General features: G+C 69.6%; 12 protein-coding genes and 1 pseudogene. 6 read left to right on the top strand and 7 right to left on the bottom strand.

What is annotated here, in order from left to right:
• Positions 1-184: 184 nt before the first annotated feature.
• The 4 genes from H7965_RS09915 to H7965_RS09900 form a co-directional block, all read right to left on the bottom strand.
• Positions 185-5,638, bottom strand: coding sequence for a hypothetical protein (locus H7965_RS09915; RefSeq protein WP_186770423.1), 5,454 nt, complete (start codon positions 5,636-5,638; stop codon positions 185-187).
• A 244-nt stretch (positions 5,639-5,882) separates the two neighbouring features.
• Complete coding sequence (locus H7965_RS09910) at positions 5,883-6,575, bottom strand: hypothetical protein (protein ID WP_186770422.1); 693 nt, start codon at positions 6,573-6,575, stop codon at positions 5,883-5,885.
• Between the two features lie 141 nt (positions 6,576-6,716).
• Positions 6,717-8,408, bottom strand: coding sequence for an RNA polymerase sigma factor RpoD (rpoD, locus tag H7965_RS09905; RefSeq protein WP_186770421.1), 1,692 nt, complete (start codon positions 8,406-8,408; stop codon positions 6,717-6,719).
• A 464-nt stretch (positions 8,409-8,872) separates the two neighbouring features.
• Positions 8,873-9,415, bottom strand: coding sequence for a hypothetical protein (locus H7965_RS09900; RefSeq protein WP_186770420.1), 543 nt, complete (start codon positions 9,413-9,415; stop codon positions 8,873-8,875).
• Positions 9,416-10,163: 748 nt separating this feature from the next.
• Here H7965_RS09900 and H7965_RS09895 point away from each other — a divergent pair.
• The 4 genes from H7965_RS09895 (at position 10,164) to H7965_RS09880 (ending at position 13,700) form a co-directional block, all read left to right on the top strand.
• Positions 10,164-10,391, top strand: coding sequence for a hypothetical protein (locus tag H7965_RS09895; protein WP_186770419.1), 228 nt, complete (start codon positions 10,164-10,166; stop codon positions 10,389-10,391).
• A 44-nt stretch (positions 10,392-10,435) separates the two neighbouring features.
• Positions 10,436-11,398 (top strand): Bug family tripartite tricarboxylate transporter substrate binding protein, encoded by a 963-nt coding sequence (locus H7965_RS09890; RefSeq protein ID WP_186770418.1) that lies wholly within the window; start codon positions 10,436-10,438, stop codon positions 11,396-11,398.
• 116 nt (positions 11,399-11,514) lie between these two features.
• Positions 11,515-12,105 carry a DUF4286 family protein gene (locus H7965_RS09885; RefSeq protein ID WP_186770417.1) on the top strand — a complete coding sequence of 197 codons (591 nt, stop codon included), beginning with the start codon at positions 11,515-11,517 and terminating at the stop codon, positions 12,103-12,105.
• A gap of 350 nt (positions 12,106-12,455) precedes the next feature.
• A complete protein-coding gene (locus H7965_RS09880; RefSeq protein ID WP_186770416.1) occupies positions 12,456-13,700 on the top strand; it encodes an ABC transporter substrate-binding protein in 1,245 nt (414 codons plus the stop codon).
• 583 nt (positions 13,701-14,283) lie between these two features.
• Here the strand turns inward: H7965_RS09880 and H7965_RS09875 are convergent.
• Entirely contained in the window at positions 14,284-14,925 is a 642-nt protein-coding gene (locus tag H7965_RS09875; protein ID WP_186770415.1) for a YcbK family protein, read from the bottom strand.
• Between the two features lie 537 nt (positions 14,926-15,462).
• Between H7965_RS09875 and H7965_RS09870 the strand changes: the two genes are divergently transcribed.
• Positions 15,463-17,877 (top strand): glycoside hydrolase family 65 protein, encoded by a 2,415-nt coding sequence (locus H7965_RS09870; protein ID WP_186770414.1) that lies wholly within the window; start codon positions 15,463-15,465, stop codon positions 17,875-17,877.
• Positions 17,878-17,953: 76 nt separating this feature from the next.
• Here H7965_RS09870 and H7965_RS09865 read toward each other — a convergent pair whose 3' ends face one another.
• Positions 17,954-18,721, bottom strand: coding sequence for an HAD family hydrolase (locus tag H7965_RS09865; RefSeq protein ID WP_186770413.1), 768 nt, complete (start codon positions 18,719-18,721; stop codon positions 17,954-17,956).
• A gap of 401 nt (positions 18,722-19,122) precedes the next feature.
• On the opposite strand from H7965_RS09865, the gene H7965_RS09860 reads away from it, so the two are divergent.
• Positions 19,123-19,860 (top strand): NYN domain-containing protein, encoded by a 738-nt coding sequence (locus tag H7965_RS09860; protein WP_229682565.1) that lies wholly within the window; start codon positions 19,123-19,125, stop codon positions 19,858-19,860.
• A gap of 706 nt (positions 19,861-20,566) precedes the next feature.
• On the opposite strand, the pseudogene H7965_RS32260 reads toward H7965_RS09860, so the two are convergent.
• Positions 20,567-20,698, bottom strand: a pseudogene (locus tag H7965_RS32260) (IS5 family transposase); the annotation flags it as partial.

The following is a 20,698-nucleotide window of genomic DNA, read 5'->3' as shown; positions in this document are numbered from 1 at the left end:
CGATGGCGGTTTGGGCAGGTTCAGGCTGACCGGGCATGGTCATCCCGCCCGGCAATGGTGGACCTTCTCCGTCATGGCCGGGCTTGACCCGGCAAACCAACCGGCTGGCTTCACCGGATGTCCCGATGCGCGGCTCAATCCCGCGCCTGACGGAAATGGTCGCATTCCCCTTCTCGGCAGCCTGCTAGAGCGTCTCAAGCCAGCCCGCGGCGGGGTGGCTCTTCTTCAGCTTGCCGCTGTGGAAGGCGGCGTAGAGCTCGGACAGCCATTCGCCCGGCGCGCGGAATTGGTAGCCGGTGATGCCCTTGGTCCGGGCCGCCAGATCGTAGCTCACCCAGCTGCCGGCATAGGCTTCGTGATAGACCCTTCCGTCCACCGCATGGGCGGCGGTGGCGCCGCCATTCTCCCACAACTCCTGGTCCACGCGGATCGCGTCGCACCAGGCGGCGGCCTTCGCCGCGCTGGAGGCCCAATCCCCGGCGTCCCGGCCCATCGGCGCCGTCGGCACCGCCGGCTTGCCGCCGAGCAGATAGGCCGCGAGATAGGCTTCCGCCGCCGGGCCCTCGAAGCTGCAGGCCTTCGCCACCGCCTTGGCCACCGGCATCACGTCGCGGCCATGCACCTGCCAGCCGCCGAAGGCGCCGTCGCCGGCCTTGCCCTGCATGAAGCGCTTCTTGTCGTCGATTGCGTGGCCGACCTCGTGCAGCGTGGTCCAGTCGAAGTATTTCGGGGCCGGCACCTCGCTGTCCGGCACCATCTCGCACTCCGGCTCCACCTCCGGCAGCGCCAGCGCCACGCCGTCGAGCGGATGCGGGTCCGCATCCGTGGCGCGGCCGCAGGACAGCACCACCTTCTTGTCGCCGCCGGCGAAATACGACCCGCGCTTGACGTTCTCCGGCAGCGAGGCCTCGCCGCCATAGCGCTCGATCCTGTCGAGGCTCGGGTTGTCGCGGGTGTGGCTGTCCGGGACCATCGCCAGCAGGGCGTAGATCTTCTTCAGCGATTTCGACTTGCCGAGGGCGGCGTCCTTGGCGCCGCCGCCGGCGTCGAGGTTCTGGAAGGAGTCCAGGTCGAAGCGCAGCCTGATCAGCGCCTCCACCACGCCGCGCGGCGTGGTGTCGGGCAGCGTCGCCACCATGGCATCCAGCTGCTTCGCCCCACCCGGCTCGTCGATCAGCGCCTTGATCTCCAACTCGTCCGGCACCCCGCCGCCGGCTGCCTTCTTCTGCAGCGCCAGGGTCTTGCAGGCGGCAGCGATGCCGGCGAGCAGCGCCTCCGCCCCGGCGTGGTCGCGCTGCGGCAGGCCGGCCAGCGCCTTGGCGGCGTCGAGCTTCTGCGTCTGGATCGCCTCCGCCGCATCGCCGATGACCGGATCCTTGGCCGGCTTCAAGGCATTCAGCCCGTCGAGCAGTGCCTGCGCCTTCGCCAGCGCAATCTGGAAATCGGCATCGCGCGCCAGTATCGCCTTGGCCGCCGCGGCAGCGGCAAGCGCGAGGTCAAGCTGCGCCATGGCGCCGGCGAAATCACGCCCCGGCGCCGCCGCCAGCGCCTTTGCGGGTTCGGTGTGCCTGGTGGCGATGGCGGCGCCATCCGCTGCCACCAGCGGGTCCGTCAGCGCCTTGGCGGCGGCCTCGGCGCCGGCCAGCGCCTTGGCGAAGGCGGCATGGCGCTCGGCCGCCAGCCGCGCGGCGACGCAGGCATCGGCCGCCTCGGTGAGCCGCGGCGCCGCATCCGCCGGCGGCGGCTCCACCCTGGCGGCGGCGATGGCGTCGGCGATCGGGTCGGTGAGGTCCTTGATCGCCGCGGCCTGGTCATGCGCCAGCAACGGCGCCAGCAGCGCCTCCACCGCAGAGATCGCGCCGGGCAGTGGGCCGGCGAGGTCGCCGGCCGCGGTGTCGCGCGCCGCCTGGGCCTCGCCGGCCCCCGCGGCGATTGCCGAGGCCGCCGCCACCGCCGCCGCCACCTTGCCGAGCAGCGCCATGGCCGGCGCATGCTCCAGCCGCGCCACGGCAGCCTTGGCGGGGGCGATGAATTGCTCGGTGATCCGCGTCGCCTCGGGCAGGGTCGCCGGCCCGGTCAGCTTCGCCAGCTCCTGCTCCGCCGCGACCAGCGCCGGGTGGTACTGCTCCTCGGCGGTGACCAGCGCCTCCACCGCCACGCAGCGCGCCTCCACCGTCGCCAGCAGCGCCATGGCGGGGGCGTAGTCGCGCGCCTTGGCCTGGGCGGCGGCCTGGGTGACGGTCTCCGCCTGCAGCGTGGCGAGGCGGGCGGCGATGAGGGCGGAGGGTGGCGCAAGCCCATCCACCTTGCCCTGGCAGGTGGCGATGCGGGCTACGGCCGCATCCCTGGCATCGGCATAGGCGCCGGCGCTGTCGGCGATGCGCGTCGCGCCGGCGCAATCCCAGCCCACCTCCATGTAGATCCGTGCCGCCGCGGTGTTCTGGCCGGCAGCTTCCAGTTGGGTGGCATGCGCCATCGCCTGATCGAAGCCGGCGATTTCCACCGCCACCTCGGCCTTGCCCTTGTGCCCCTTCAGCGCGTCCAGGGCGAGCTGGGCGGTGGCGCGGTTCTGCGCCGCGACGGCGTAGCGGTAGGACTCCTCCACCGCCGCATTGGCCTTCACTTGGCCGGCCTTGACCAGCCCGACCGCCCGCTGCATCGCCGCCAGGGCGGGGGCACCGAGGCCGCGTCCGGCCACCGCCGCGGCGGCGGCCTGCAGATGCTGCGTCAGGATCTCGGCCTGGGCGGCGTTCAGGTCGGCGCGCGCCGGCAGCCCGCCGGTGGTGGTGGCATAGGCCAGGTTGTTCGCGGCCATGTCGTAGAGCCGCTGCAGCTCGACCCGCTGCGGCTCGTACAGCGCCTGCTGCGCCAGGATGTCGCGCGCCAGGGCGCAGGCGGCAGCCAGCGGCTGCAGCGCATCGATCGCCGGCTGGAACCGCCGCGCAATGGCCTCGGCCGCCGCCACATCGATGGTATCCACCTTGATCTGAGCCTTGTCGGGCACGAGGAAGGGGTCGCCCAGCGTGGCGAGGTCGGTGTTCGCGGTGCCGAGCGCCGCCTGATAGGCCAAGGCGAGCCGGGCCAGCTCCTCGACCTTGGTGCATTCGGCCTCGCCGCGCGCCAGCAGGTCGAGGCTCGGCGCCGGATCGTCCTGGTCGAAGCCGCTCATCGCGGCATCGAGGAAGTTCGTCTTCAGCGCCGCCTTCTCCGGCGCCGCCACCGCGTCGATTGCGTTGCGCCGCTGCGTCAACTCCTGGTGGCGCTTGATGAACGCGGACCAGTTGTTGAGCGCGGCGCGGATCGCCACGGCCAGGTCGCCGGCCTCGCCGAGCTTCGCCTGGGCCGGCGCCAGCTCCACCTGGGCGACCACGTCGTTCAGGTCCACCTTGGCGATGATCTCCTTGGCCTCGTCGATCAGCTCCCGCATCTGCTCGATCGCGTCGGTGAGCCGCGTCGCCTCGGTATGGCTTTCGAGCGGCGGCAGCAGGGCCTCGATCGCGGCGACCGCGGCATCGGGATCGGCGGTGATCTGCGAAACCGCGGTCTGCGCTGCCTGATTGGCCTGGTGGGTCGCGTCGACCTCGGTGAAGAAGGTGCGGGCGTCGGCCGCCGCGGCCGGCACCTTGCGCAGCATCGCCGTGCCGCCCGGGTAGTCCCAGCCCTGCGCCAGGGCCTCGGCGGGGGTGATCAGCCGGTCACGCAGATCCGTCTCCGCGTCGTCGTACATCCCGGCGCCGCCGTTCATCGCCGCCTCCGCGGCATCCAGTGCGGTGCCATAGGCCAGGATGCGCGGGCATTGGGCGATGGCGTCGTCGAGCTTCTTCGTCGCCGCCGCCAGCGCATCCGCCGCGATATCCTGCGCCGCCGGCACCATCAGCTCGTCCCACACCCGGTCGGATTCGTCGGCGATGCAGGCCAGGGTCAGCGTCCCGCGCGCGGCCTCCGCGATGTTCCACTTCGCCGCCACCGCCTCGATCGCCTGGCGCGGCTTGCGCCAGCCAGCGACCAGCTTTGTCGCCCCGGCGTATTCGCCGAGCTTCGCCGCATCGACGGCGACGGTGTAGTGGGAGGCGATGAGATTGCCGAAGGCGGTCCCGATCTCCGGGATCGGCGCAGCGTTGAACGCCGCGTTGTGCTCGGTGATCTGGTCGTCCTTCTCGATCAGGAAGGCGATGAACGCCTCCACCTGCGCCCGCACCGGCTTCAGCCGCGCCGCCACCGCCTCCAGCAGGCGCATCGCCTCGGCATAGCGGCCGCCGACGGCATGCGCCTTGGCCGCCGTGATCGTCTCCTGCTTCACCGTCGCCATCACATCGGTGATGCCGATGGCATCGGCGCCGCCGCTCATGCCGGGCCAGCCACGGCCATTGCTCCAATCGGTGAAGCGGGTCTCGCAGGCGGCGAAAGCCTGCTCCGCGACCAGCAGCCCGGCGGCGTAGCGCCGCACATGCAATTCCGCCAGATCGCAGAGCGCCGCCGCCGGCCCGAGCGCCGCGATCGCCCCGGCATAGTCGCGCCCCGGCAGCGCCGCCGCCGCCTCGGCCGGGACGATGCAGCTCTCCCGCACCTTGGTCACCTCCGGCGCCGCTACCGGGTCGGTGATCAGGGCGAGGCGGGCCTTCAGGGCCTTCAGCTTCGCATCGAACTCGGCGGCCTGCGCCGCCAGCGCCTTGGCCGCGGCCACCCGGTCCGCCACCTGCGCCAGCAGCCCGTCCGCCGCGTCGTAGCGCCGCGCCGCGGCTTCCTTCACCGCCGCGTCCAGCAGCGTGGTCTCGATGGCCGCCTTGTCGGTCTGGATCACCGGCTCGATCAGGGTGGCGAGCGCCTGCCGCGCCGTGGCCAGCGCCGCCGCATGCAGGCCGTGCCGCGTGGCGACGCCCTGCGCCAGCAGGCAGGCGGGCGCAACCTGCCGCAACAGCGCCTCGGCAGCATTGAAGTCGCGCCGCGCGGCCGCGTCTTCCGCCTTGCCGATCAGCGCCGTCTCGATGTTTTCCCGGTCGGCGCGGATGACTTCGGCGACCAGCGCCGCCACGGCCTGCTTCGCCGCCTCCAGCGCCTTGGCGAAACTGGCCTGCCGCGCCACCACGCGCTGCGCCGCCGCAACCCGCGGTCCGACCTGGCTCAGCAGCGCCTCCGCCGTGCCGTGGTCGCGCACGGCGGCGGCGGTCGCCGCTTCGCCGATCAGCTCCTGTTCGATACTGGCGCGGTCCGGCTTCACCAGCGGGTCGGTCAGCGCGGCCACCTCCGCCAGGGCTGCCTCGTGCAGCAGCAGGCAGGCGGCGTGGCGCTCGGCCAGCGCGCGGGGCGCGGCGCAGGCGGCGGCGACGCCGGCCAGCGCCTCCAGCGCCCGGGGGAAGGCAGGGGGTGAGCCGCTTGCCAGCCGATCCGCCTCGGTCAGGTGGCGGGTACGGATCGCCGCCAGATCCTCGGCAACGAAGCCACCCTGCGGCAGGGCCGCCACCGCCTCCAGCGCCTTCTCGGCGGCGGCGAAGGCGGCTTCGTACTCCGCCCGGTCCCGGCGCAGCGCCTCGGCCTCGATCGCCTCCGCCTCGGCGGCAACGGCCTCGGCGATGCCGGGCAGGATCGCCGCCAGCTCATCCACCAGGGCGGAGCGGGTGGAGGTGTTGGTCTCGGACATCCAGGACTCTCCCACGCCATCGGTCGAAGCGGGCCGGCGGAACCGGCGCAGCAGGTTCCGGCGACCCGCCGGAACGGAAGCCTGCAGCGGCTTCACGTCCCTCCGCGATCCGCTCTGGTCTCCAGTCGGCAGCCCACGCGGGCCGTCGCCTGGCTGGAGCAGCGTCCTGCGGACCGGAAACAGCCCGCATGGAAAAACCACTACAAAATCAGGTCTTTCTAGACAGGTTCAGCCTGAAGCTGCCCTAGGCCACCTCGGCCAGCGCCTGTTCGATGTCCTGCATCGCCGCTTCCAGCGGCGCCCGCACCGGCCGGGCGCCGACATGCCGTGCCGCCACCGCCTCCAGCCGCGCCAGCGCGCTCGCCGCCGCCAGCGCCTGCCGGTAGCCGCGCAGCGCATCGCGCGCCGCGGCCGGGCCATCGGCGCCAGCCAGGGCGGCGGCCAGGGCCGCGCCGGCAGGCGGCAGCAGCCCAGGCAGCGCCCGCATCGCCGGAACCACATGCTTGTAGCGGGGGTCGGCTTTCACCTCGTCGAGCGCGAGGATGGCCGCGCCGATCTCGGCCAGCGCCTGTGTCGCGCCCCCTTCCGCCGCCCGCCAGCGCTCCGCCAGGGCGCGGAAGTCGACCGGCGGCCTGACCCCGGGGGATGATGCCTGGGACGTGGCCTGGGCAGCGGCCGGGCCGGCGAGCGCCCCCTCCAGCGCCTCGATCAGCGCCGCGGCATCCGGCGTGCCCGCCTTCACCGCCGCGGTCGCTGCGGCGAAGCCGGGGAGGAGGTTGGCGAGGCGCGGGTCGGCCGCAGCCTTCATCGCCTGCAACCGGGCGCCCGTCGCCTGTAGCCGTGCGGTCAGGCTAGGGGCGGCCGGGTCAGGCGGTGCTGCGATGCCGAGCACCCGGGCGATCCAGGCCCGCTGCTCCTCCTTGGACCCTGAAGCCATGTCCGGTGCTGCCTCCACCAGAACGACTTCGGGCCGACCGGAGGGGTCAGCCCGAAGCGGTTCTCGCCGGAGACTGTATGCTTCTGCGCCGGGACGTCAACGCAAGGTTGTGGAACGCAGCGCCCTGGCCGCGCCGCCGGTTCAGCCGCCGGCGTCGCCTTCCAGGAAGCTGCGCAGTGCCCGGCCGCCGGAGCCGGTCTGCAGCTTGCGCAGCGCCTTCGCTTCGATCTGGCGGATGCGCTCGCGGGTCACGTTGAAGGTCTTGCCGACCTCCTCCAGCGTGTGGTCGCGCTCCATGCCGATGCCGAAGCGCATCCGCAGGATGCGCTCCTCGCGCGGGGTCAGGTCGGCCAGCACCTTCGCCGCCGCGGCGCGCAGGCCGGAGCGGGCGACCGCATCGAAGGGCAGCACCGCATGGCGGTCCTCGATCAGGTCGCCGAGGCGGCCGTCCTCGTCCTCGCCGATCGGCGTGTCCAGGCTGACCGGCTCGCGGGCGATGGCCTGCACCGACTTCACCTTCTCCACCGGCATGCCGAGCCGGGTCGCCAGTTCCTCCGGCGTCGGCTCGCGGCCGATGCGCTGGGCCAGGCTGCGGCCGATGCGCGCCACCTTGGACGCGGTCTCGGCCATGTGCACCGGCACGCGGATGGTGCGCGCCTGGTCAGCGATGGCGCGGGTCACCGACTGCCGCACCCACCAAGTGGCGTAGGTGGAGAATTTGAAGCCCTTGCGCCAGTCGAATTTCTCGACCGCCCGCATCAGCCCGATGTTGCCTTCCTGAATCAGGTCGCCGAACAGCAGGCCGCGGTTGCGGTACTTGCGGGCAATGTGGACGACCAGCCGCAGGTTGGCCCGCGTCAGCTCCTCCTTCGCCCGGCGCATCTCGCGCTCGCCGCGCGCCATCTCCTGGAAGACGCGGCGCAGGGTCGGGGCTTCGAGGCCGACCTCCGTCTCCAGCGCCGCGATCTCGCCGCGGATGGCGCGCAGTTCTGCAGCCGCCTTCGGCAGCTTGGCCGCGACTTTCTTCGCCCCGGCGGCCCCGCCGTTCCAGACCTTGAGGAAGGCCTCGCGGTCCATCTTGCCGCCCTGGGCGGCGCGCAGGGCGCGGCCATCCAGCACGGTCAGCCGGCGATTGGCGTCGCGGATACGGCCGATCAGCTCCTCGATCCGGTCGGCGCGCAGCCGCAGCGTGCCGAGCAGCGCCGCCGCCGCCTCCTTCTGGGGAAGCGCCAGCACCGCGTCGAAGGCGGCCAGCATTTCCGGCCGCAGCCGCTGCTCCTGGGTCTGGTCGGCCGGCTCGTCCTCCGGGTGCTCCGGCGCCTCGGCCGCGGCGGCCAGGGCCTCCAGCTCCACCACCTCGCGCAGCGGCAGCCGGCTGTCGGCGATGGCGTCGCGCCATTCGGCCAGCGCCGCCCGCGTGGTCGGGCTCTCGCCAAGGGCGTTCAGCATCGCCTCGCGCCCGGCCTCGATCCGCTGGGCGAGGGCGACCTCGGCCTCGCGCGTCAGCAACTCGGTGCGCGACATCTCACGCAGGAACATCCGCACCGGGTCGTCGGTGCGGCCGAGATTCGCCTCGTTGACGTTGCCGGCGACGGCAACCGCGGCGGCCGGCGCGGCCTGCTCATCCTCCTCGGCGGTGGCCTCGGCCTCCTCGCCTTCGGCCTCGGCCTCCGGCGGTGGCTCGTCCATGATGTCGGCCTCCGCCCAGGACGGCAGGTCCTCGATCGGGGCGTCGGCGACCAGCGCATCGAGGTTCGGCGCGCCGAGCGGGCGGGAGCTCCGCAGCTCGGGCTCGGCCTCGTCCAGCATGGTATCCGTCACAAACCCGTCCATCGTCGATCCACTCCTGCGCGTGGTATTGCCGCGGTTCATCGCCACGGGGCCACGCCCTCCATACATCGATGCCGCCAGGGCGGCGTCTCGCCACGTTCACACGCCGCCACTCCCGCCAGAGCGGGCCTGGGGAGCCGGGGGTGTCCGTGGAAAGACGGCGCGCAGTCCTGGCGACGCGGTACCCATGTGGTAATCCGGCGGTGCGCGAACACCCCCCCGGGCGTAACAGGCAACGCGAGCGGCGCTTGTAATCCACACCCCAAACGACTGGAAGCATAAAGGTGCAACCAAGGTCCGCACGCGCTGCGGGGCACGGTTGCGACCGGCGCCGCACTGCCGGTCGAAGGAGATAGCGGCTCAGCCAAGGGCAAGCCCCTTCGCAATGACCTCTGAAATGGCATAGGTGCAGGCCAGCACCGGCCGGCGGGCAGGTCGTGCCCGGAGGCCGGCGCGGCACCGCGGCTTCAGGCGCTGTCCTGCCGCCAGATCCTGGTAGCGCCACAGGCCTGCAGCAACTCCTCGGCCTTGGCCTGTTTCTCCGACGTATCGGCATGCACCATCAGCACGGTGCCGGTGACATCCGCTGCCTGGTGCTGCGGCGCCTTGCCGCCCGGCGCCGCGGCAGCACCGGCTGCCTCGCCCGCTGCCGCGGTGGCGCCCCCGGCGGCCGCCGCCGCCGCCACCGCCGGCAGCGCGGCGCCGCCGGTGGCGATGACGACACCGGCCGCCGCCATGGCGGTAGCCGCCGAGGCGGTGCCGACGCCAAGCTGGCGCAGGTTTCGCGCATCATCCTCCCGCACCGGGGTTTCCCGGTCGGAATCGCTGCGCTCATCCTCCCGCCCCGGCACCCGCACCGAGAGGTCGGCCCGCTGGAACAGACTGCCTTCCAGTCGGGACAGCGCCTCGTCCAGCTTCTCCCGGTCGTGGAATTCGCCGCAGACCTGGGGTGCCTTGGGGGCATGGTCCGACTGGCCGGTCCAGCTGGCGCTGTTGGCTTCGATGGCCATGATGCGTCACTCCGCTATCCTTGGCCCGCCAACGCCCTGCCGCCATCCCCGTTCCGCCCATTGCTATTCCCCCCACCGGAAGGACGCCGCCCCAATGTTCGACCTGCCCGCACCGGAAGCCGCTGCGGCGCTGGAGCACGGGGTCTGACCGGCATTCCGCGATATGCCTGGCGGCTGCTCGCCGCCCGCGCCGGCGCCGAGGTCTGGGTGAGGCACGTTCCGGGTAGCCGTCCCGCTGTTCGCCAAATGCGCCAAGCGGTTATCCCTGCCTGCCGTAACGGCCGGAAACGACAGGCTTCCATGGCTCAGCCGGCTGACACGCCTTGCCTGCAGAGCGCAGCGACAGGCGAGTGTTCACCGATGCGAGGGCATCGGAAACCATTCGCAAACCACACCAAGACTGATCCGGACCAAGCTGCCGGGGGCCGAACTCCTTACCATCTCAGCGCCACTTCCCCGGCGAAGTGAACGCCGCTCGCTCGCCTCTCCTGGGTGGTTCCCGAACGAACCTTGGCCGGAATCTGGAAGGTGCCGTCCGGTGCGGTCCAGACGCTACTCTCGAAAAGACGTGGCCTGGCCCGCGGCCATCCGTCTAGTTTCGAAAGGGCGTCGGACCGCCGAGGGTCTGCCTCGGTCGCCGTGCTGTGCTTGGGAGGGGCATGTCCCATGGCCGAACTCCAGTTCTGCGGGTCCGTCGCGGCCGGATACGACCGGGTCGGCAAGCTGATCCGGCAATTCCTTCCGCCCCATGCTGCGCGCGGCCCGGTTCGCGCCGGGGATGCAGGTACTCAACATCGCCACCGGGACCGACATCGCCGCCGACCGGGCTTTGCCGTGCATGCTTGGCGCGATCGGCCAGGCGCTGCGCGACTCCGTCGTGCGGAAGCGCGCGCTTGGCAATGGGCTGCGCCCCCGCTTTGAGGATGCCGTCACCTTCGGCCGCACCATGCAGGCCGACTGCCTTATCTGGCGCTAGACCGTCCGCGCCGGCAACATCCGGGTGAAACAGGGAAACCATCCATGAAACGACGCCGCCTGACCATCGCCGCCGCGCTGCTCGCCGCGGCTGTAGCGCTTCCCGCCATGGCACAGGAACGCACGGTGCGGATCCTGAGTGGCGCCTCCGCCGGCGGATCCTCGGATATGGCGACGCGCCTGCTGGCGGATGCCTTGGGGCCCATTCTCGGCGTGCGCGCCGTCGTGGAGAACCGCACCGGCGTGAACGGCATCGTTGCCGCGCAGGAGACGGCGCGGAGCACGCCGGACGGATCCACGACCTTCATCTGTCCGATGAGCACGATGTCCATCACACCGCAACTCGTCGGCGCGAACCTGCCCATCGATCCCGGCGTGGAATTGCTGCCGATCGCCAATGTCGCGCTCTCCTCCTACGGCTTTGTCGTTGCCGCGAACGGGCCCTACCGCAGCGTGCAGGACGTGCTGGCCGCCGCACGCGCGAAGCCTGGGCAAGTAAGCTTCGCCTCGGCCGGCGTGGGCTCCGCCCAGCACCTGCAGGGGGAATTGCTGAAGCAGAAGACAGGCGTGGACATGGTTCACGTCCCCTATCGCGGTGCGAGCCCGGCCATTGTCGACATCCTGGGCGGGCGCACCGACTTCATGATCACCAATATGGCCGACGTGGCGCGCCATGTGCAGGAAGGAGCGCTGCGGCTGCTGGCGATCTCGGACGAGGAGCCTTTTCCGCTGTTCCCGGATGTGCCGCCGCTGTCGCGGCTGATTCCGGGCTTCAATGTGGTCGGCTGGTTCGCGCTCTGCGGCCAGAAGGCCATGGCACCTGAGTTGGTGAACCGCCTGGAGGCGGCCGTGCGCCGCGCCATGGCGGACCCTGCCGTCGTCCGTCGTATGTCCGAAGGCGGGCTTACCCCCCGCTTCGAGGATCGTGCGGCCATCACGCAACGTCTTGCCGCCGATCGCGCGCTCTGGCTTGGCGTGATCCAGGCGGTCAACCTGCGCGCCAATTGACCGGGAGGAGCATGCCAGGCGCGCCGCACCCGCCGTACCACCGGCGGCGGCACCATGCAGCGCCCAGGCGCGCACGCTCAGACCTTTGTCCCCGCTGAGCAAGGAGCATTCCATCCATGGCCAGAAAGGGCTTCCTCCTCGTCTTCATGCACCCGCCGCCGGCCTTCGAGGAGGAGTTCAACGCCTGGTACGACACCGAGCATATCCCGGAGCGTCTGGCGGTGCCGGGCATCCTCACCGGGCTGCGTTTCATGCACGCGAGCGGTGGAACACCCCGTTACCTCGCGATGTACGACCTGGAACATGCTTCGGTGATGGACTCGCCCGCCTATCTCCGCGTGGCGCATGACAACTCCAGCCCCTGGACCAAGCGCGTCACGGCGCGGGCCCGTGTCCAGCGCTTCACCGGGGAGCAGGTTTATCCCGGCGATGCCGTCACCACCCGCTCGGGCCGGGTCCTGGTGTTGCGATTTCGTGGCCTGGCACGAGGAGGGGTGGATGCGGTGGTCGCCGGCATATGTGCCGCCTATGAGGGCCTGCCCGAGGTGCGGCAGGTGCGTGCCCTCGTGCATGATGCCGGAGCAGCGGGGCTGGATGTGCTGGGCTTCGTGGAAGCCGCAGCCCCTTTGCCGGAAAGGGTCGACGTAGCGGCCTTCGGGCCGGCGGCATCGGCTCTCGACCTGGTGGGCAGCTACGCCGCCTTCTGAGCCGGGCCGACCGCGGATGCGGCGTGGGCTTCCTGCACGGCGTGCCGCTGGCCCGTCCGCTAAATGATGACACCGACGCGAAGTGCATCCGCTGCGGCTGATTGCCCGGCTGCACGACTGACCGATCGATCGATGTTCGGCTGCCAGTGCAATGATGGGGCGAAGCGGGCACGCCGGATCCTGGCTGGCGGTCCAGCATCGTAGATCCGGCAGCACATGCCGCAGCATCGCCGGGCCAAGCGGCAGGACCCAGGGTGGATGGTGAGCCCCTTGCCCCGAAGCGAAAGTTCGAGCGATGCTTCCGGCGTCAGCACCGGTACAAGGCTGCCGGCGGAAAGTGGAGGAAACAGATGATCATGCATCGCCGTGCCGTGCTCGGCACCGGAATGCTCGCCGCAGCCGCAATCGGGGCCCCGGCTCTCGCGCAGCAAAGGCGGACCGAGGAGACCATTCGCATCGGCATCCTGCACGACATGTCCGGCGCCTACCGCGACATCTCGGGCCCGACCAGCGTTGCCTGCGCCCGGCAGGCGGTGCGGGAATTCCAGGACGCCAATCCCGGGATCGGCGTTGACCTGCTTGTGGCGGACCACCAGAACAAATCCGATGTCGGTCTCGCCGTCGCGCGCCAATGGTTCGACCGCGACGGCGTGGACGTGGTGCTCGGCGTCAGCAACTCTGCACTGGCGATCGCCATGAAAACCGTGGTCGAGCAGAAGGACAAGGTGCACCTGAACACCTCGGCCGCGACTTCGGCCCTGACCTCCGAGCATTGCAGCTCGAATGCGATCCATTGGGCCTATGACACCTATTGCTTGTCTCACGCCACCGGCGAGCCGCTTGTTAAACAGGGCTACAACACCTGGTTCTTCATCACGCCGAACTATGCTTTCGGGCACACGCTGCAGGCCGACACGACCCACTCGGTGGAAGCCGGCGGCGGCCGGGTTCTCGGCGCGGTCACCTATCCCTTCCCGGAGACAACGGACTTCTCCGCCTTCCTGCTGCAGGCTCAGGCAAGCCGTGCGAAAGTCGTTGCCTTCCTTGGCGCCGGCACCGACTTCGTGAACGCCGTGAAGCAGGCGCAGGAGTTCGGGCTCATGCGGTCCGGCATTCGCTTTGTCGGGCTTACCGGCTACATCAACAGCGTCATGTCGCTCGGTCTCCAGACAGCGCAGGGCATGACGCAGACGGAAACCTTCTACTGGGACCTGAACGACCGTACGCGTGCCTTCATGGACCGCCTGCGTCCGCAGCTGCCTGCCAACACCTTTCCCTGCCATAATCATGCTGGCGACTACTCGGCGTTGGTCCATTACCTCAAGGTGGCCAAGGCGATGGGTCCGGCGCGCGCAAAGGCCTCGGGTAAAGATGCGGTCGCGGCCATGGTGGAGATGCCGACGGACGACGACTGCTTCGGCCAGGGCACGATCCGCCGGGACGGGCGCAAGCTGCATCCCACCTACCTGTTTGAGGTGAAGTCGCCGGCCGAAAGCCGCGGCCCGGGCGATGTGTATAAGATACTGGCTGTGACTCCGGCGGACCGCTCCTTTCGCCCCATCGCCGACGGCATGTGCGCCATGGCGAAGTCCTGAAGAGTATGAAGCGGCCTGAGGGGGACATGGCGCCAGGGCCGTGCGTCACCGGCAGGCCACTGTTCTGATGACGCCCGAAGGCTTGAGGTAAAGCCCGACCAGGTCACGAGCCTTGTCGACGAAGGCAGGGCAGCGCGACAGCTTGCAGGTCTCGCTCCAGAGAGGGTTGTGGAGGGGACGGGGAGTGCGCGGCGCCCAGCTGCCGCACCAGGGGGGCGGCGTTGGCTCGAAACCTCGACCGCTGGATCCACTTGGCGGGGCTGCGGAATGCGCCATGGTCCGCGCGACCTCCGCTGTCGTCTGCTGTTTGCAGAGCGGATCCAGGCGTCGAGGTGTTCACGTCCCTTGCGATCCGCTCTACCCCGGCAATGATCGAGTTGCAGAGTGACCGCCAACTGAACTCGCGGTCACGCTGTCCATCGCGGTGGATGTGGCGACGGCCCTCCAGAATGCCCGGGATCACCGCCGGTTCCGCTACCGGACTGCGGCGGGCAGTCTCATGAACGCTCAAGCCGCCTGCTTGACCGCAAGCATTACCCTCGGACGTGATCGGGCCGTGATGCTGATGACGGTAATCGGACGCTCAGCGCCCGCGCAGGGCGGCCCAGGCTTCGGCCATTCGGGCGATCCGGTCGTCCGCTGGCGCTCTGCCAGGCCCGGCTGGGCCTGGCGCCACATCGCCCCATCGCCGTACCGGGCCGCTGTCGACATGGACGAAGCCGCGGCGCTGGTACACGCCCACGCCACCGCGCCCAAGCGCCAGGGCAGCTTCCGCGAAGCCGGTCAGCTGTGCCGACGCGACCTGCACATCGAGCGCACCCGCGCGCAGATGCTGGCTGTCGCCTGCGCCGTCGACGGCCGCATTGGTCTCGGGTGTGCGGTAGCCGGACAGCACGACCAGATCGCCGCCACCGATCCTGGCCTGACGGGCCACCTCCCAGAGTATGTCGATCGCTCGCGGATCGAATGGGTGCACTGCGCCGGTCCGGGTATCGGCCAGGACAATCGAGAGCTCGGCCATGGCAGCCGGGTCGGCCAGCGTCCCGTCATGGTAGGGGCCTGAGAACCGCGCACCCGTCGCAGCGTGCCGCAGTTGCAGGCGCCTGGGCGCCGGGCCGATCTGGCGGCGCCCGGTCCGCCTGCCAGGGGCCGCGTCGGCCGAACGCATGGTTGCCGTGAGCAAAGCCGGGGCGGTGGCGCCGAGAAGCAGGATGCGTCGTCTCATTCCTACCGCTGCTAAAGCGTAGCAGGCGGTGATGGAACCCGGCCTCAAGCGGTTTCGTGCGCACTGCAGGTCACATTCCGAATTCAATCGCCTTTGGAGCGTGGATGCGCTTCGATGTTCTTCCATTTGGCGTGGGGAGAACCGCAGCCGGCCCGTTGATGCGATCGATGGTCGGGAATCGGCGCGCGCATCCCTGTGAGTGGAGATGGTATCATCCCCGATATGGTGGCGCCGGTGATTCTCGAATTGCAGTAGGCCGAATTCGGTTGCTCGCCGGAGCAGGGCAGACCACAGCGCCGCACCGAAATCCATCGCTGTGGAGGGACCGGCTGGTGCATCGTCAGGCTGATCTGCTCGCTCGTAGGGCGAATCGGCACGGGACAGGGTGATTGACCTTGCCGCCGCTCCTGGGTAGCCGCCCAGCCTGCTGTTGCACGCTGCCAGCGAGGCATGGAGGCGAATCGGCGCTCCGCCCCCTCTCCTGTACCCAAGGGATCCCACATCTGTGGACTCCGGGCGGGGATGAATGGAGAGACCATGCTGCGTGAGCGCCGACTGCCACCACCGGACATCTTTCCGCCAGAGCCATGGGCGCTTGGCGGCGTCCACTTCGACCCGGCGCTCAGCCGTGACTTCGCCGGTCAGGCCGAGACGATGTTCGCGCTGTCCAATGGCTATCTGGGCATCCGTGGCACGCCGGATGAGGGGCGGCCGCTGCAGGAGCCGGGCGTCTTCCTCAATGGCTTCTACGAGCTGCGTCCGCTCAATTATGGCGAGCACGCCTACGGCTTTCCGCGCGTCGGCCAGAGCATCCTGAATTGTCCGGATGGCACTGTAATCAAGCTCTTCATCGACGGCGAACCCTTCATCCCGGCAGAGGCCGAGGTGCTCTCCTTCCGCCGGGCGGTGGATTTCAGGATAGGTGCCCTGGTCCGCGACATCGCCTGGGCGACGCCCACCGGTCGGCGCATGCGGCTGCGCACGCTCCGCCTGGTCTCCTTCGAGCACCGTCACCTCGCGGCGATCCAGTACGAGCTGGTGCCGGAGGATGCCGATGCCGAGATCGTCATCTCCTCGGAGATGCTGCACCGCGCACCGCTGCCCGGCGACGGCTTCGACCCCCGGCTCGCGGCCGGCTTCGGCGACCGGGTGCTGCAGCCGGTCGGAACACGCCATAAGGCGTTGCGTGCGATCCTCAGCTACTCCACCGCCAGGTCGGCGCTGGTGCTGGGCTGCGGCATGGATCATGTCCTGGAGACCACCTGCCCTTTCACCCAGGAGGGCACCTGCACCGACGACTTCGCCGCCGTGGCGTTCAAGGTTCAGGGCAGGCGCGGCATGCCGATCCGCCTCTGGAAGTACCTCGCCTACCATTATGCCGATCGCAGCGACCCGGCCGAGGTGCGATCGCAGGTCGCCTGGACACTCGACCGCGCCGTGCAGAGCGGCTTCCCTTCAATCCTGAAGCAGCAGGAGGCCCGCGTCGGCCGCTTCTGGGCGCATGCCGATGTCGAGGTGGAAGGCGCCGAGCCGCGGCTGCAGCAGGTGATCCGCTGGAACCTGTTCCAGCTTCTGCAGGCGACCGAGCGCGCCGAAGGGCATGGCGTCGGCGCGCGCGGCCTCACCGGCAAGAGCTATGAAGGGCACTATTTCTGGGACACCGAGATCTATGTCCTGCCCTTCCTGATCTACACCCAGCCGCGGATCGCCAGGAATCTCCTGAAATTCCGCTATGACATGCTGGACCGCGCCCGGGCGCGGGCCAAGGAACTCGGTCACCGTGGCGCCACCTTCCCGTGGCGGACCATAAACGGCGACGAGGCCTCGGCCTATTACGCGGCCGGCACCGCGCAGTACCACATCAACGCCGACATCGCCCATGCGCTGCGGAAGTATGTGGAGGCCACGGGCGACGAGGACTTCCTGCACCGCTTCGGCGCGGAGATCCTGGTCGAGACGGCGCGATTCTGGTGGGACCTCGGCTTCTTCTCGCCGCGCCATGAGGGGCGCTTCTGCATCAACGGCGTGACCGGACCGGACGAGTACACGGCCGTGGTGGACAACAACTACTTCACCAACCTGATGGCGCGCGAGAACCTGTACTACGCCGCCGACACGCTGGACGCCATGCGGTGCGACCATCCGGATGCCTTCACCGCTCTCGCCGATCGCACGGGACTTGGCGTGGAGGAGACGGCGGAATGGCGCGCGGCGGCGGCGCGCATGTACCTGCCTTGGGACGAGCGGCTGCGCATCCATCCGCAGGACGACAGCTTCCTCGACAAGGAGGCATGGGATTTCGCCAATACGCCTGAGGACAGATACCCCCTGCTGCTGCACTACCACCCGCTGAACCTCTACCGGCGGCAGGTGATCAAGCAGGCGGATACGGTGCTGGCGATGTTCCTGCTCGGCGACCAGTTCTCTCCCGAGGAGAGGAAGCGCAACTTCGACTACTACGATCCGATCACGACGCATGACAGCTCGCTCTCCGTCTGCATCCAGAGCATCGTGGCAAACGAGATCGGCTATGCCCGCAAGGCGCGCGAGTATTTCCAATTCGCTGCGACGATGGATCTCTCCGACATCGGCGGCAACATGCGGCATGGCGCGCATATCGCCTCGATCGGCGGCACCTGGCTGGCACTGGTCTGCGGCTTCGCGGGGATGCGCGACCATGGCGGCCGCCTCTCCTTCCGGCCGCGCCTGCCGGAGGAATGGAGCGCATTGCGCTTCCCGCTGGCGATTCGCGGCCGGCGGCTGCGCGTCGAGGTCGGCCACGACGTCACCACCTATCACCTGGTCGAGGGCGACGAGCTGACCGTGCTCCATGATGGGGTGGTGGAGGTTCGGCTCACCACCACCGCACCCACCGCCAGCCGCCCGACTCCGCCCCCCGTGCCGGAGCCGATACCGGATTTCGCGCCTGCCGCGCCGCCGGCGCGAAGCTAGCGCAGGTCGTGGAGGGGCGTGCGCCGGCCCAGCAGACAACAGGCTACGGCGGATCGGCGTTCAGACCTGAGCGCCATCAGCCGCAGCCCGGCGCCACCGTGACCTCCGACAGGTCGTGGACCACCAGCTTCGCGCCATGGCGAAGCAGCGCCTCCGCCTGGCCGCCGCGATCCACACCGACCACGAGGCCAAATCCGCCGCGCCGCCCGGCCTCGACGCCGGCGAGGGCGTCCTCGAACAGCGCTCCGCGGGATGGCGCCACGCCGAGGCGCCGCGCGGCTTCCAGGAACAGGTCAGGAGCGGGCTTGCCCGGCAGGTCCAGCGCCGCCGCATCCACCCCGTCCACCCGCACCTCCAGCAAGCCGGCGAGGCCAGCCGCCTCGATAATCGCCGCGCAGTTCCGGCTCGAGGAGACGACGGCGGTCCGGATACCCTGGCGCAGCAGCGCCCGCAGCAGCGCCTCGGCCCCGGGGGCGGGCTCCACCCCGGCCCGCAGTTCCTCCGCGAAGTAGCCGTTCTTGCGGCGGGAGAGGGCGGCGATGGTCTCCACCTCCTCCGGGTCATTCGCCGCGCCTTCCGGCAGGTGGATGCCGCGCGAGGCGAGGAATTGCCGCACGCCATCCTCCCTGCGCCGGCCGTCCACATGGGTGAGGTAGTCGGCATGCGCGTCGAAGGGAATGAAGGGCTCGCCCCTCGCTACCGCGCGCCGCTGCAGGAAGGCGTCGAACAGGCGCTTCCAGGCGCGGTTGTGCAGGCGCGCGGTGTCGGTCAGCACGCCATCCATGTCGAAGAAGGCGGCATCCTGGTTGCGCCTCGACAGGGTGATCGAAATCCGTGCAACCATGGCACTTCTTCGCCCTCTCAGCCGCCAGAGATCGGCAGCCGGTAGCATGTCGCCGCCCTACCATCCTGACAGCGCGCGGCCCTCCGTCCAGTTCAGGGCTCCGCAGCGCCTTTCGGCCCCGAAAGGCAGGACGCCGAGTGGGTGGGCACAGGCTCGTTATGCCTCCTCAACGCGGTCGCAGAAGCTGCTGTCGCTGCGCCGTGGCTCGGTGCCCGGGCGGCGGTTGGCATAACAGTGTCGGCGCTGCACCCCTAGAATGGCTCTTGCTGGGGTACGAGGTACACACTGCGCCTGGACAGGCTAGGTCCGTGGTTCCGAATCAGGAACGGGTGCCTGGGCGCGCCGGCAATGGAAGGAACCGCAGCATGGCCAATGATACCTCCGGATCTTCCCGGCTTGCCGTGCTGATCGATGCCGACAATGCACGGCCCTCGGTGACCGAAGGGCTGCTCGCCGAGGTTGCGAAGTATGGCGCGGCCGGGGTCAGGCGAGCCTATGGCGACTGGACGACGCCAAACCTCGCGGGGTGGAAGGCGGTGCTGCTGGACCACTCCATCCAGCCGGTGCAGCAGTTCCGCTACACGGTCGGCAAGAACGCGACCGACAGCGCCATGATCATCGACGCGATGGACCTGCTGCACTCCCGCCGGCTCGATGGCTTCTGCATCGTCTCGAGCGATAGCGACTTCACGGGGCTGGCGCGGCGAATCCGGGAGGACGGGTTGCTGGTCATCGGGTTCGGCGAACGGAAAACGCCGCGGCCCTTTGTCGCTGCCTGCGACCGTTTCGTCTATATCGAGCTTCTCGGACCGGAAGCGCCGGCCCGCGAGGCGGCTGGACGGGAGGGCGCGAAGGCGCTGACGGCGGACACGCGGCTTGTCAACCTGATCCGCGGCGCGGTCGAGGCGGCTTCGGACGATACGGGCTGGGCGCCGCTCGGTGCGGTCGGCCGCAATATCGCCAACCAGGCGCCCGAGTTCGACTCCCGCTCCTACGGCTACGGCAAGCTGAGCGAGCTGGTGGCGACGCTGCCGTTGTTCGAAATGGAGGAACGGCGCCACGGTGACGGGCCGTCGAAGGCCCTCTACATCCGCAACAGCAGGAAGCGGGCGCCAGGACGGGGCGGGGCCCGGCGCTGACGCCGGGACAATCAGGAAATACGTGAGCGTCCGGCAGGATCAACGCTTCCTGCATGCCAAGCGCCACGATCAGGCCCGTTTCGCAGGAAGCTCACAGGAGGCTGGGCTCAGCGCCGAAATACAGGCCATGAGCGCCCGAGATGCTGCTGGTATGCCGGTATACCCGAGCCAAGCGGATCAAGCCCGGAAGGGACCGCTCCAAGCGCCAGGGCGATGTTTCGAGAAAACTTCGACCCGAGCACTCGGTGGAAGCTGGCCCTGCCAAGAGCCTAAAGTTTTGTTCGCTCTATAATATCCGTATATAAATGGATACGATTGCAAAAGTTTGCGCACAATGCCTGTGCCTGTCATTGTCACCACTATTTTCTGCTGGCACGCCCTAAAGATGCCGCGTACACTGGATTGTGATAATGACGGGGCTTGAAGTGCCACCTGGTCACAAGACAGTCGAGGAGCGGCCCGACAAACGCCAGTCCCTTGTTTGCGCCGGCGCCGGTCTCATCCGGGGCGCTAAATTCCTCGCCATCGTGCCGGATAGGACTGCGTCCGGCTGGGCGGAGAAGGTCCTGGCAGAATTCCTCGAGCGAAAGGGGACGGCACCTGGCCTCAATGAGACACCGTCTGAGGTGTCCCAATGCTCCTGAAAGTGCCGGAGTATGAAAGGCACCAGACCCCGAGTCTGAGAGCCCATCCGGGAAGTTTCGATTCACGCTGAGGGCTTTCTGGCCAGCCGGCGGAGCATGATGCGGATCATTGCCATGCGGACGAAGGCGGCGGCGATGCGGCAGTGTCGCTCGAAGTCGCGGGCGAGGCGGCGGTTGCGGCTGATCCAACCGAT

Origin of the sequence: Siccirubricoccus deserti, assembly GCF_014283215.1 — a bacterium.
In the GTDB taxonomy this organism is placed as follows: domain Bacteria; phylum Pseudomonadota; class Alphaproteobacteria; order Acetobacterales; family Acetobacteraceae; genus Siccirubricoccus; species Siccirubricoccus deserti.
Note: the sequence above shows the minus strand (reverse complement) of the source record. Positions and strands in the feature narration are given on the sequence as shown.